Origin of the sequence: Kosakonia sacchari SP1 (assembly GCF_000300455.3) — a bacterium.
GTDB classification, from domain to species: domain Bacteria; phylum Pseudomonadota; class Gammaproteobacteria; order Enterobacterales; family Enterobacteriaceae; genus Kosakonia; species Kosakonia sacchari.
On the sequence record NZ_CP007215.2, the window covers coordinates 1,717,111 to 1,730,834 of the forward strand.

Annotated in this window: 8 protein-coding genes; 1 reads left to right on the forward strand and 7 read right to left on the reverse strand. The window is 58.2% G+C overall.

All coding sequences use genetic code 11. The features are described from left to right. Positions 1 to 31 precede the first annotated feature (31 nt). The 7 genes from baeR to yegD form a co-directional block, all read right to left on the reverse strand. Complete coding sequence (gene baeR / locus C813_RS31125; protein WP_017458511.1) at positions 32 to 754, reverse strand: envelope stress response regulator BaeR; 723 nt, start codon at positions 752 to 754, stop codon at positions 32 to 34. Further along, positions 751 to 2,262, reverse strand: coding sequence for an envelope stress sensor histidine kinase BaeS (baeS, locus tag C813_RS31130; protein ID WP_017458510.1), 1,512 nt, complete (start codon positions 2,260 to 2,262; stop codon positions 751 to 753). Before baeS ends, baeR begins: the two co-directional genes overlap by 4 nt. Next, on the reverse strand, positions 2,259 to 3,674 hold the full coding sequence (gene mdtD / locus C813_RS31135; RefSeq protein WP_017458509.1) for an MFS transporter: 1,416 nt from the start codon (positions 3,672 to 3,674) through the stop codon (positions 2,259 to 2,261). The genes baeS and mdtD overlap by 4 nt, the downstream gene beginning before the upstream one ends. Then, on the reverse strand, positions 3,671 to 6,748 hold the full coding sequence (gene mdtC / locus C813_RS31140; RefSeq protein WP_017458508.1) for a multidrug efflux RND transporter permease subunit MdtC: 3,078 nt from the start codon (positions 6,746 to 6,748) through the stop codon (positions 3,671 to 3,673). The genes mdtD and mdtC overlap by 4 nt, the downstream gene beginning before the upstream one ends. Further along, positions 6,749 to 9,871, reverse strand: a complete 3,123-nt coding sequence (locus C813_RS31145; RefSeq protein ID WP_017458507.1) for an MdtB/MuxB family multidrug efflux RND transporter permease subunit — start codon at positions 9,869 to 9,871, stop codon at positions 6,749 to 6,751. Further along, positions 9,871 to 11,106, reverse strand: a complete 1,236-nt coding sequence (locus C813_RS31150; protein ID WP_017458506.1) for an MdtA/MuxA family multidrug efflux RND transporter periplasmic adaptor subunit — start codon at positions 11,104 to 11,106, stop codon at positions 9,871 to 9,873. The genes C813_RS31145 and C813_RS31150 overlap by 1 nt, the downstream gene beginning before the upstream one ends. Before the next feature lie 180 nt (positions 11,107 to 11,286). After that, complete coding sequence (gene yegD / locus C813_RS31155; RefSeq protein ID WP_017458505.1) at positions 11,287 to 12,639, reverse strand: molecular chaperone; 1,353 nt, start codon at positions 12,637 to 12,639, stop codon at positions 11,287 to 11,289. Positions 12,640 to 12,772: 133 nt separating this feature from the next. Between yegD and alkA the strand changes: the two genes are divergently transcribed. Then, a complete protein-coding gene (alkA, locus tag C813_RS31160) occupies positions 12,773 to 13,627 on the forward strand; it encodes a DNA-3-methyladenine glycosylase 2 (RefSeq protein ID WP_017458504.1) in 855 nt (284 codons plus the stop codon). The last annotated feature ends 97 nt before the right edge of the window (positions 13,628 to 13,724 follow it).

Here is a 13,724-nt window from a genome sequence, read left to right on the forward strand (position 1 = left end):
GCGTGCCGGGCGCGTGCGCCCGACTTCCGGCTTACGCCAGTTTGCAGGCGTCGGCTTCCCAGCGGTAACCGACGCCGTAAACGGCGCGGATAAAGGATTGCTCCTCATCCAGCGCTTCGAGTTTGCGGCGCAGGTTTTTGATATGACTGTCGATGGTGCGGTCCGTCACCACGCGATAGTCATCATACAGATGGTTAAGCAACTGCTCGCGGGAGAAAACTTTGCCCGGCTCGCTGGAAAGCGTTTTCAGTAGACGAAACTCTGCGGGCGTGAGATCCAACAGCTTGTTGTGCCAGCTCGCCTGGAAACGGCCCTCATCGACAATCAGCGGGCTTTCCGCGTCCAGCCGCTCCAGCTCGCGCTGCGGTTTGCAGCGGCGCAGAATGGTTTTCACGCGTGCCACCACTTCACGTGGGCTGTAAGGTTTGCAGATGTAATCATCTGCGCCAATCTCCAGCCCCAGCAAGCGGTCGATCTCTTCGATTTTCGCCGTCACCATAATAATGGGCACGTTAGAAAAACGGCGGATTTCCCGACATAACGTTAATCCGTCGGTACCGGGCAGCATCAAATCCAGCAGGATCAAATCCGGCGGCGTCTGGCGCACGTAAGAGAGCACCTGATCGCCGTGGTTAATCAGCGTTGGCGCGTAGCTTGCCGCGCGCAGATAGTCGAGCAGCAACTGCCCAAGCTTTGGCTCATCTTCAACAACCAGGATGCGTGGCGTGTTTTCATCGATCGGTAACTCAGTCATACATCTCTCGTTTTTTCGCGTTCAAGCGGTAGTTCAACTGTAATGCTAACCCCGCCGAATGGCGAGTGCGCCGCATGGATAGCGCCACCGTGCGCTTCCACAATATTCAAACAAATAGCCAGCCCCAGGCCGGAGCCGCCGCTGGCACGGTTACGCGAGCCTTCCGTGCGATAAAAACGCTCGAAAAGCCGTTTGAGCTGCTCATCGCTGACGCCCGGTGTGCTGTCGGCAAAGCACATCACCAGTGTGTTGTCGCGGGTCATGACCTGGATAAGCGTTTGCCCGCCCGCATCGGTGTAGCGCAGGCTGTTTTCCAGCAGGTTATTAAAGAGCTGCATCAGACGATCGGGATCGCCAAACACCGTGGCGCTGGCGGGCACTTCAAGAGAAAGGGTCAGATTGCGGCTGGCGTAACGCTCGCGGAAAGCGCCTGCGGCGACTTCTATCAGCGACACCACATCCACCGGCGCTTTCTGGTAGGCCAGCGCGCCCTCATCGGACATCGATAACTGGTGCAGGTCATTGACCAGCTTGGTGAGCGTGGCGACTTCCGCCTGCAGCGAGGCCACCGATTCCGGTGTGAATTGCCGTACGCCATCCTGAATCGCCTCCAGTTCGCCGCGCAGCACCGCCAGCGGCGTGCGCAGTTCATGCGAGATATCAGCCATAAAATCACGCCGCATTTGCTGATTGCGCTCCAGCGTGCTGGCGAGCTGGTTAAAGTCGCGCGCCAGCCAGCCAAGCTCATCCTGGCTACCGGGATTGACACGGGTGGAGAAATCGCCCGAGGCGAGCCGGTGGGTGCCATCAACCAGCCGTTTTACCGGGGCGAGTAAACCGCGCGCCAGCGGGAAAGTGGCCAGCGCGGCGAGCAGTGTGGCAAGGCCAACAATCAGCCAGCTGGTGCGCCGCTGCTGACGCTCAAAGTTGATATCGGTGTTGCGCGTCAGGCGCTCAATCGGCGACGCGATAACCCAGCCGACGGTCGCGTTATTCACGACAATCGCCCGGCGAGTGCCGTCCGTTGGCACCGGCGAACGCGGGCCGACCAGTACGTTAGCGTCCTGATCAATAACCCAGAATTTGGTGCGCCAGCCGCGCGGCGGCATATCCGGCTGTGGCGGGCGGGAATCGTGCGCCATTTCCCCTTCAGGGGGCGGTCCCATGTCGCGCTCCATCCCCGGCGGCGGTTCTCCTTGCATTCCGCGCGGTGGCTCGCCGGGACGGTCTTCATCGTGGTCATTATCCCGTTCGAATGAACGCAGGAGCTGAAAAATCACCCGGTCGTTGTTGCGCAAAAACTGCCAGCTTCCGTTCTGCGCATACTGCTCGGCCAGCGAGTCGCTCAGCATTTGTAGGCGCTGTTCGTTGCCGCGCTTAATGTAGTCAATAAAACCGTGCTCAAAGCTGAGGCGTACCGCCCAGTGCATAGTGATCAGCAGAACAATACAGGTGGCTAAAATCGCCAGGAACAGCTTGGCCGTAATACCCGGCCGCCAGAACGTCATGATTCTCTCCTGTTGCGACGGGCAATCACGACGTTCTGGCTGGCGTCATTCGGGACGCGGGCGAAGAGCAACGCCGGAAGTGAAATAATCACCGCCATGCTGAGATAGGTGTAAAGGAAAACATGGTGCGCCACGCCGCTGTCTGCGGACAGATGCTGCTGACCAAACAGGCCGAGCAGCAGCCCGGCGATGGTCACGCCGATACTCATCGATAACTGCATGATCATTGACAGCAGGCTGTTGCCGCCGCTGGCCAGCTCATCGGGCAGATCTTTGAGCGTTAACGTATTCATGGAGGAGAAGCGCATTGAATTGATCATCCCCTGGCAGAACAGCACCACCGGCAGCAGGTAATACCAGCCGAGCAGCGCCGTTGCCATAAACAGCAGGCTGATGGCGGCCAGGCCAAGCGTAGAGCAGACCAGCGCGCGGCGGTAACCAAAGCGGTTCACCACCTGCACTACGATACGTTTCATTCCCATGCTGCCCAGCACCATCGGGATCATCATCAACCCGGCGTGAAAGGGCGAAAACCCCAGGCCAATCTGCAAAAACACCGGTGTCATAAACGGCAACATACCGCTGCCGATGCGCCCGGCGAAGCTTCCGGCCAGACCCAGCGAGAAGGTGGGCGTGCGGAACAACCGCAGATTAAACAACGCGCCATCGTTGCCCCGGGCGTGCAGCAGATAAAAGAGGATCGCCGCCGCGCCCACGGTCACCAGTGCACCAAGTTGCCACGACGTTAGCCCCAGCCCGCGATTGCCATCAAGTGCCAGCGTCAGCGTCGCCATGCCGCCCGCGAGCAGCACAAAACCCGCCATATCAAAGCGGCGGGTTTGCAGCGTGTAGTTGGGCATCAGGCTCAGGGTGGCAATCGCACCGAGAATGCCCACCGGCAGGTTAATCAGGAAAATCCAGTGCCAGGAGGCATATTCCACCAGGATACCACCAAGCGCCGGGCCGAGCAGCGGGCCTACCTGTCCCGGCAGGGTGACAAAAGTCATCGCCGCCATGTACTGATCGCGCGGGACAATTTTCATCACCGTTAGCCTGCCGACCGGCACCATCATCGCGCCGCCAACGCCTTGCAGCACGCGCGACATGACCAACTGATCGAGTGTGGAAGCCTGGGCGCAAAACAGTGAGCCGGTGGTAAACAGCACAATGGCGGCAAAAAAGATGTTTCGCACGCCAACCCTGTCTGCCAGCCAGCCGCTGGCAGGCAGCATCACCGCCACAGTCAGCACATAGGCGACCACCACCATGTGCATGTGCAACGGGCTCTCCCCGAGGCTTTTCGCCATCGAGGGGAGCGCTGTGTTAACAATGGTGGTATCCAGCGACTGCATAAAAAAACCAAAGGCGACAATCCATAGCTGCCAGCGGATGTTTTTCGGTAGCTCATTCATTCACTAACAGGCTCTCTTTCGTGGCGACTAAAACGCATGCGCAGGCGGTCGAAGAAGAGATAGACCACCGGCGTGGTGTACAGGGTGAGCAACTGGCTCATTACCAGCCCGCCGACAATGGTGATGCCGAGCGGCTGGCGAAGCTCGGAGCCATCGCCACCGGAGATAACCAGCGGCAGCGCGCCAAACAGCGCCGCCAGCGTGGTCATCATGATCGGGCGAAAACGCAGCAGGCAGGCCTGGAAAATCGCCTCTTCAGCGGTGAGGTTCCCCTGGCGCTGCGCTTCGAGCGCGAAGTCGACCATCATAATCGCGTTTTTCTTTACAATCCCAATCAATAGCATAATGCCAATCAGCGCTATCAAACTGAACGGCGCGCCGAAAAGCTCAAGCGCCAGCAGCGCGCCCACGCCCGCCGAGGGCAGGGTAGAGAGAATGGTCAGTGGGTGAACATAGCTCTCGTACAAAATCCCTAACACGATATAGACCGTCGCAATGGCCGCCAGGATCAGAATGACCTGTGAGTTCATCGTCTCCTGGAACAACTGCGCGGTGCCGGCAAAACTGCCGCGTACGCTGGAAGGCACGCCAAGCTGCGTCATCGCACGGTTAATGGCATCGCTGGCTTGCGATAGCGAGGTTCCTGTTGGCAGGTTAAACGCAATGGTGGATGCTGCCGACAACCCCTGGTGATTCACCGACAGCGGCGCGTTCGCCGGCTGCCACTTCGCGAAGTAGGAGAGCGGAATGGTTTTGCCCTCACTGTTAATGACGTACATCTTATCCAGCGCGCTGACATCCTGGGTGTAGCGCGGATCGACTTCCATCACCACTTTGTACTGGTTTAGCGGCTGGTAGATGGTGGAAATCTGCCGTTGACCAAAGGCATTATTCAGCAGGCTGTTGGCTGCCTGGACGCTGATACCGAGCCGCGACATGGTTTCACGGTCATACACCAGATTCATCTCCGCGCCGTTGTCCTGCTGATCCGAGTTAACATCAGCCAGCTCCGGCAGCGCGGCAAGGGCTTTACGGATTTTGGGTTCCCACTCGCGTAGGGCGCTGAGCGAGTCCGACAGTAAGGCGAACTGGTAACTGGCATTGGCCTGACGTCCGCCGACGCGAATATCCTGCACGGCCATCAAAAACAGGCTCGCGCCCGGCTCTTTGGCCAGCTTGCCGCGCAGACGATCAATCACCTGTTGCGCGGTTTCCTTACGCACATCGCGGGATTTCAGGGTGATAAACATCATGCCGCTGTTAACGCGCGAACCGCCGGTAAAACCGGTGACATTATCCACTGCCGGATCGTCACGGATGATTTTCATAAAGTCCTGCAACTTGCCGCGCATTGCCTGAAACGAAATGCTCTGGTCGGCTTGAATCCCGCCCATCAGCACCCCGGTATCCTGCTCCGGGAAGAACGTTTTCGGAATCGAAATATAGAGCCAGATATTGAGCGCGATGGTGCCCATTAACACTAACCCGACTAACCGCGCGTGGTTGAGCACCCATTTCAACGAACGCGCGTATTGCCGCTGTAGCGCCACCAGCAGACGGCCGAAGCCTTTTTCCCGGCTGCGCTCGCGCGGTTTATGCGCTTTTAACAGCCAGCCACACATCATCGGCGTTAGCGTCAGGGAAATAACCAGCGAAATACCAATTGCCACCGACAGCGTGACGGCGAATTCGCGCAGCAAACGTCCCGGAAGCCCCGCCATCAGCAGCAGCGGCAGGAATACGGCCACCAGAGAGATGCTCATCGATAGCACGGTAAAGCCCACTTCGCGGGTACCTTGCAGCGCCGCCTGCAACGGTTTCATTCCAGCTTCCAGATGGCGTGAGATATTTTCCAGCACCACAATGGCATCATCGACAACAAAACCGGTGGCAATGGTGAGCGCCATGAGCGACAGGTTATTCAGGCTAAAACCGCATAAATACATGGCGGCAAAGGTGCCGATAAGCGATACGGGAACAGCAACCGCCGGGATAAGCGTTGCACGACCTGAACGTAAAAACAGGAACACCACGAGGATCACCAGCGCCACTGAGATAACCAGCGTCTGTTCGACCTCGGCCAGCGAAGCGCGAATGGTCGGCGAGCGATCCTGGGCGATTTGCAAATCGATCGCCGCAGGAATGGTTTGCTGCAAGCCGGGCAGACGCGCGCGAATACTGTCCACCGTCTGAATAATATTGGCTTCCGGCAGTTTGCGGATCATCAGCAAAATGGCGGGCTTCGCATTGGTCATCCCGGCGTTGCGCACGTCCTGCACCGAGTCAGTGACCTTCGCGACATCGCTTAAGCGCACGGCGGAGCCGTTTTTGTAGTGAATGATTAACGGTTGGTATTCGGCGGCGGTTTTCAGCTCATCATTGGTTTGCACCTGCCAGCGTTGCGAGCCGTCTTCCACCGCGCCCTGCGGTTTGCGCACGTTGGCATTGCTGATTGCTGTGCGCACCGAATCCAGCGACACGCCCTGGTTAAACAGCGCCTGCGGGTTTAAATCCACACGCACAGCGGGCAGGGAACTGCCGCCAACATCAACATCGCCCACGCCGTCAATCTGCGAAATGGTTTGCGCCAGTTGCGTCGAGGCGAAGTCATACAACTGCCCTTGCGAATAGGTGTCCGACGTGAGTGTCAGGATCATGATGGGAGCCGCAGATGGATTCGCTTTGCGATAGGTTGGACGCGATGGCATACCGCTTGGTAACAGGTTTTGCGCCGCGTTGATCGCCGCCTGTACATCGCGCGCCGCACCGTTGATATCGCGGTCGAAATTAAACTCAAGAATAATACGCGTGCTGCCGAGCGAGCTGGACGAGGTCATTTCGCTGACCCCGGCAATGCGCCCGAGCGAGCGCTCAAGCGGCGTCGCCACGGAGGAGGCCATGGTCTCTGGCGACGCGCCCGGCAGCGAGGCGCTGACCATAATCACCGGGAAATCAACCTGCGGCAGCGGGGCGACCGGCAGCAGCCGGAAGCCGAGAATGCCGCACAGCGTAATGGCGAGCGAAATCAAAATCGTCGCCACCGGACGGTAAATGAAGAGAGCGAAAAACTTCACTTACGCCTCCTCTTCACGGTGCGGGAAACGCTTTTTCACCGCCAGCGACAGGCGATCGAACAACAGGTAAATCACCGGCGTAGTAAAGAGCGTTAGCACCTGGCTTACCAGCAAACCACCGACCATACCAATGCCCAGCGGACGGCGTAATTCTGCGCCGACGCCGGTGCTCAGCATTAACGGTAGCGCACCAAGCAGCGCCGCCAGAGTGGTCATTAATATCGGGCGAAAACGCAGTAAACAGGCCTGGAAAATCGCATCGCGTGGCGACATGCCCTCTTCGCGTTCGGCGGCGAGGGCAAAGTCGATCATCATGATGGCGTTTTTCTTGACGATACCGATAAGCAAAATAATGCCAATAATAGCAATCACATCCAGTTCACTGCCGGAAACCAACAGCGCCAGCAGCGCGCCAACGCCTGCCGTTGGCAAAGTCGACAGGATGGTGATGGGGTGAATAAAGCTCTCGTACAGCACGCCGAGCACGATATACATCGCCGCTACTGCCGCGACAATCAGCCAGATGGTGCTGCCAAGCGCCGCCTGGAACGCCAGTGTGCTGCCCTGGAATTGCGTGGTGATATCCGTCGGGAAGTTGAGCGTTTTCTCGCTATCCAGCACAGCCTGCACCGCATCGCCGAGCGAATACCCCTCCGCCACGTTGAAGGAAATTGTCGTCGACGGGAATTGATCCAGATGGTTGATGCTCAGCGGGGCGTAGCGTTGCTCCACTTTCGCAATCGACGAGAGCGGCACGATGCCGCCATCGGTGCTGGTCAGGCGAATGTTGTCGAGCGCGGAAAGCCCCGGCGTTTGCGCCGTGTCGTGTTCCAGCACCACGCGATACTGGTTTGCCTGGGTGTAAATGGTGGAGATCAACCGCTGACCAAACGCGTTATAAAGGGCGTTATCCACATCCGCCATGTTGATGCCAAGACGGCTGGCACTGTCGCGATCGACATTAACGTAGGCCACGAGGCCTTTGTCCTGCCAGTCGCTGCTGACATCCGCCAGTTGTGGCAGCGCCTGCAGTTTACTCACCAGTTGCGGCACCCAGGTACTGAGCGCATCCAGCGAGTTGGCCTGCAAGGTGAACTGATATTGCGTACGGCTGACGGTGGTATCAATGGTTAAATCCTGCGTCGGTTGCAGGTAGAGTGCCACGCCGGGCACTTTCGCCGCCGCCTGTTGCAGACGCTCAATCACCGGCTGGACGCGATCGTCGCGCTCATCCAGTGGTTTCAGGTTGATTTGCAATCGTGCGCTGTTAAGCGACGGGTTGGTGCCATCAACACCGACAAACGAGGTCAGGCTTTCTACCGCCGGATCACGCAGAATAATATCGGCCACCTGGCGCTGACGCTCTGCCATGCTGGCAAAGGAGGCGGATTGTGGCGCTTGCAGCGTTCCCTGGATAATGCCGTTGTCCTGCACCGGGAAGAAACCTTTCGGAATAAACACCCATAACATGACCGACAAAAACAGCGTTCCGACCGCCACGCTCAGCGTCAGCCACGGGTGATTGAGCACTTTGCTCAGTAGCCTGCCGTAGGCCGCGATGACGCGTTCGAAAAAACGCTCCGAGGCGCGGGAAAAACGGTTCTGTTTGCGCAGGGATTCGGCGCTCAGCATGCGTGCGCACATCATCGGCGTCAGCGTCAGTGACACAATCGCGGAAATCAGAATCGCTATTGCCAGCGTGACGGCAAATTCGCGGAACAGGCGGCCGACGATATCTCCCATAAACAGCAGCGGGATCAGCACCGCAATCAGCGAGAAGGTCAGCGAGATAATGGTAAAACCGATCTCACCGGCCCCTTTCAATGCGGCGGCCAGCGGTTTTTCGCCTTTTTCGATATAGCGCGAAATATTTTCGATTACGACAATGGCGTCGTCGACCACAAAGCCGGTGGCGATGGTCAACGCCATTAGCGTCAGGTTGTTGATGGAGAAACCGAGAAACACCATCGCCGCGAATGTCCCGACCAGCGACAGCGGCACCGCCACGCCCGGAATAATGGTCGCCGGAATATTGCGCAGGAAGACATAGATAATCATTACCACCAGCGCGATGGCCAGCATCAGTTCGAACTGGGTGTCGTCAACCGACGCGCGAATATTGTTGGTTCTGTCCGACAGCACTTTCACCGTTACCGATTTTGGCAGGCTTTCGGTTAACTGCGGTAGCAGCGTCCGGATGCTGTCGGCGGTGTCGATAATGTTCGCCCCTGGCTGGCGCTGAACATTCATGACAATCGCTTGTTGCTTATTGGCCCAGGCACCAAGCCAGCTATTTTCTGCGCCTTGTTCAACGGTCGCGATATCGCCAAGGCGGATCGGCGCGCCATTCTGATAAGCGACAATCAACTGGCGATACTCTTCGGCCGACTGCATCTGATCGTTGGCAGAAAGCGTGACGGCGCGGGTTGGGCCGTCGAGGCTGCCTTTTGCTGAATTGACGTTGGCATTACTGATGGCGGTACGAATGGTTTCGCTGGTCAGCCCGAGAGCAGCAATCGCCTGGGCATTGAGTTTGACGCGCACCGCCGGGCGCTGGCCGCCAGAAAGCGTCACCAGGCCGACACCGGAAACCTGCGAGATTTTCTGCGCGACGCGTGTTTCCACCATATCTTCCACCTGGGTCATGGGCATGGCGGAAGAGGTGACGGCGAGCGTCATAATCGGTGGATCTGCCGGGTTAACTTTACTGTAGACCGGCGGGTTGGGCAGATCGGACGGTAGCAGGCTGTTTGCGGCATTCATCGCCGCCTGCACTTCCTGCTCGGCGACATCCAGCGGCAAACTAAGCTGGAACTGCAAGGTCACCACCGACGCGCCGCCGGAACTTTGCGACGACATCTGTTTTAAGCCGGACATCTGACCAAACTGGCGCTCCAGCGGCGCGGTAATCGCCGAGGTGACCACATCGGGGCTGGCACCGGGGTAGAGCGTCACCACCTGAATGGTCGGGTAATCGACTTCGGGTAGCGCGGAAACGGGCAGAAAACGGTAGCCGATAATACCGGCAAGCAGGATCGCCACCATCAACAGCGTGGTGGCGACCGGACGCAAAATAAACAGACGGGAAGGGCCGCCCGTCCGGCCCGGCGGTAGCAACTGCATCAGGAATGCGCTCCTTTGGCCGGATGTTCACGCTTTGCCGGTACGGCGTCGGCGTTTTTCGCATCCACGACTTCCACTTTCGCCCCTTCGGTCAGGCGGTCAATGCCGTCCGTCACCACGCGATCGCCCGCCGACAGACCGGCGGCAATTACCACTTTCTGGCTGTCCTGAATACCTGGCGTGACGGTGTGTTTGCTGACCTGATTTTTATCGTTCAGAACCCAGACGAAGTTGCCTTCGTTGCCCATTTGCAGGGCAGCGGCCGGGATCACTACCGCATCCTGCTGCGTGGCAACCAGCATGCGCGCGTTGACAAATTGGTTGGGGAACAGGGCATCGTCCTGGTTATCAAAGCGGGCTTTCAGTTTGATGGTGCCGGTGGTGGCGTCAATCTGGTTATCGAGGCTTAATAATGTGCCGCTGCTGAGCTTCTGTTTGTTGGTGCGATCCCAGGCTTCCACCACCAGTTGCTGGCCCGCTTTTTGCGCCTGCACCACAGTAGCGATTTCGCTTTCCGGCAGGGTAAACACCAGATCGATAGGGTGCGTTTGCGTCAACACCACGATGCCGGTGGTGTCGCTGCTGCTGATTTGGTTACCGATATCCACCTGTTTTAAACCCACTCGCCCGGAAATGGGGGCGGTGATGCGGCTCCAGTCCAGTTCTAACTGTGCACTGGCAACGGACGCTTCATCCGCTTTCACGGTGCCTTCCGATTCGGTCACAAGCGCCTGCTGGCTATCAAGATCCTGGCGTGAAACCAGGCTGGTTTTCGCCAGTTGCTGGTAGCGAGAAAGATCGCGACGGGCGTTGGCGAGTGTGGCTTTATCTTTCGCCAGTTGGCCCTGCGCTTGCGCCAGCGCCACTTTGAACTGGCTTGGATCGATTTCCGCCAGCAGATCGCCAGCTTTTACTTGCTGGCCTTCCTGGAAATGGATCGCCATAAGCTGGCCGGAAACGCGGCTGCGCACGGTAACGGTGTTAGCGGCGGTAATGGTGCCGAGCCCGGAGAGATAACGCGGTACGGCTTCTCGGGTTGCTGTCGCTGCCTGCACCGGCGGCAGCGCACCACCGCGCATACCGTGGCGACCTCCGCCCGGCGCGCCCTGGCGCTGAGTCTGCCCGGTGGCAGAGGAAGAAGTCTCTTTATGTGCGAACTGGTACCAGGCTACGCCCGCTACCGCCATGACCACGGCCGCGACCAGCGTGCGGCGAAACGTAACACTGCCTTTCATCGTTATGGGTATCTCATCGGAAAACTAATGGCGAAATAATACTAGTTTAGTAACGGCATGCCCCGGAAAAATGGAGGAAAAATGAAACACTGTCTGGAAACGTATGGCAGGTAGGGTAATTTGCGTTAGGGGGATTTCAAAGAAGAAAATAATGCCGGGAGGGATCCTCCCGGCAAGATATTAACGAAACAGTGTTTGCGCCCAGCGTGCAAGACCGGCGGTGACGGAGCCGAAGTCATCGCCGCCCGCAATCGGGATCCCCGGCAGGGTCTGCGCCAGCGCTTTTTTAATCAGCGGTGAACGCGCGCTACCGCCGGTGAGATAAATCACTTCCGGCGTTTCCGCACTGTTTTCCAGCGCCAGTTGCACCTGTTCAAGGATGCGTTGCAGCGGTTGATTTAGCGCGCTTTCCAGACCTTCCTGGTCAATTGCCGCCGCGAGATTGTCGCTAATAAAGGGCAACTGTGCGCTAACCTGCGCGTCATCGGAAAGGGCGATTTTGCTCTCTTCGGCGCAGCGCACTAACCGGTAACTCAGACGCTGCCGCCACACTTTTACCAGCAGCGCCACTTTCTCCGCATCGCGGGCGTCGCGCAGGAGATCGTTAAGCAAGCGACCATTGGCTGCGCTGTAGAACTCGGTCTGCGCGGGAACATCGTTAATCGCTACTGCATTCCACCAGGGCAGGATCGGCAGTGCGATGCCTTTTTCTGTCTGACCGCCCATGCCGAGCAGTGGCATCAGGCTTTTGAACGCCAGCGCAATGTCTAAATCGTTACCGCCAACGCGGCAGCCGCTGTGCCCTAACAGGCTGGCGGCGCGCTCTTGCTTATCGCGCCACTGCGGCCCCATCAGCAATAATGAGCAGTCGGTGGTCCCGCCGCCGATATCCACCACCAGTACCCGTTTTTCCGCACTCAGCGTGGCTTCAAAATCGAGCCCGGCGGCGACCGGTTCGAACTGGAACACCACATCACGGAACCCGGCGCGCTTCGCAGCACGCTCAAGAATACCTTGCGCCTGCGCGTTCGCTTCATCGCCGCCCAACCCCTGGAAGTTAATCGGGCGGCCAATCACGGCCTGATCAATGCTTTCCGGCAGTTGCGTTTCTGCCTGCTGGCGAATATGCAGCATCATGGCGCAGACCAGATCTTCGAACAGGGCGATTTGCTGCGGTTTCAGGCCGCTGGCGCCCAGGAAGGATTTCGGCGATTTAACAAAGTACACCTCTTCCGGGTCGCTGACGTATTGACGCAATGAAGCCAACCCGAACTGCACACTGGCGGCGCTAACCTCAATATCTTCCTCGCGGTTAAAGCTCATCGCCCGACGCAATAGCGCCTGGGTTTCGCCGTCTGTTGCCGGAACCTGATTGTGGCGATAGAGCCACTCGCTGACCGCTTCACGCGTCGGTGCACAGAGCATCGACGGGAGTAAGGTACTGTTGTTTTCCATTTTCAGCAGTTGCGCTGCGCCGTCGCGCATCACCGCGACTGAGCAGTTTGCTGTACCGTAGTCAAAACCAACAAACACGTGTTTATCCCCATGCCAGTGAAGAAGGGGGGCGACTTTAGCCGAATGCGTGACGGGCGACAACCGGAATATGAAAGCAAGGCGGAAAATCCCCGGTTTGTTATGCTGTTAGCGTCACTATTCAGGAGTTGCTATGTACACACTGCACTGGCGCAAGCCATATGACTGGGCGTGGATGTTCGATTTTTTACGCGCGCGCGCTGTGGCGGGCGTTGAGGAAATTGGCGCAACGCGTTATGTGCGCACTTTCCACTACCACGGGCATCGTGGGTTAATCACCGCAGAACCTGACTTAGCGGCAGCGACGCTGAAGGTTACGCTTAGCGATGGGCTTATGCCGGTGGCTGAACACTGTCTGGCGCGCCTGCGGTGCTTGTTTGATCTGGATTGCGACGCAGAAACGGTGAATACCGCGCTGGGCTCACTTGGCGCGGCACGTCCCGGTTTGCGTTTGCCGGGCAGCGTGGACCCGTTTGAACAGGCGGTGCGGGCGATTTTGGGGCAACTGGTGAGTGTGGCGATGGCGGCGAAACTGACCGCAAAAGTGGCGCAGCGCTTCGGTGAACCGCTGGCAGACGCGCCGGGCATGATCTGTTTCCCCATGCCAGAGCAACTGGCGCGAGCGCAGCCGGAAGAACTTAAAGCGCTGGGCATGCCGTTAAAACGCGCGGAGTCGCTCATTTTTCTTGCGCAGACGGTCTGCGACGGTACATTTCCGCTTAGCCCACCCGCGGATGTGAAACAAGGGGTGAAAGCGCTGCAAACCTGGCCGGGTATCGGTCGCTGGACCGCGAACTATTTCGCGTTGCGTGGCTGGCAGGCGAAAGATGTGTTCCTGCCGGATGATTATCTTATTAAGCAGCGTTTTGCCGGGATGACGCCCGCGCAAATTCGCCGTTACGCGGCGCGCTGGCAGCCGTGGCGTTCATATGCGTTGTTGCATATCTGGTATACGGATGGCTGGCAGCCGGAGATGGAGGAGAAATAAGGCTATTAATTGAGCCCAAGAGGAAAATGAGGCGTTATTGGTGCAGCAAGTTTGGAACCGGCCAGCGCGGAAAAACCGGAGCGTACACGTAGTACGT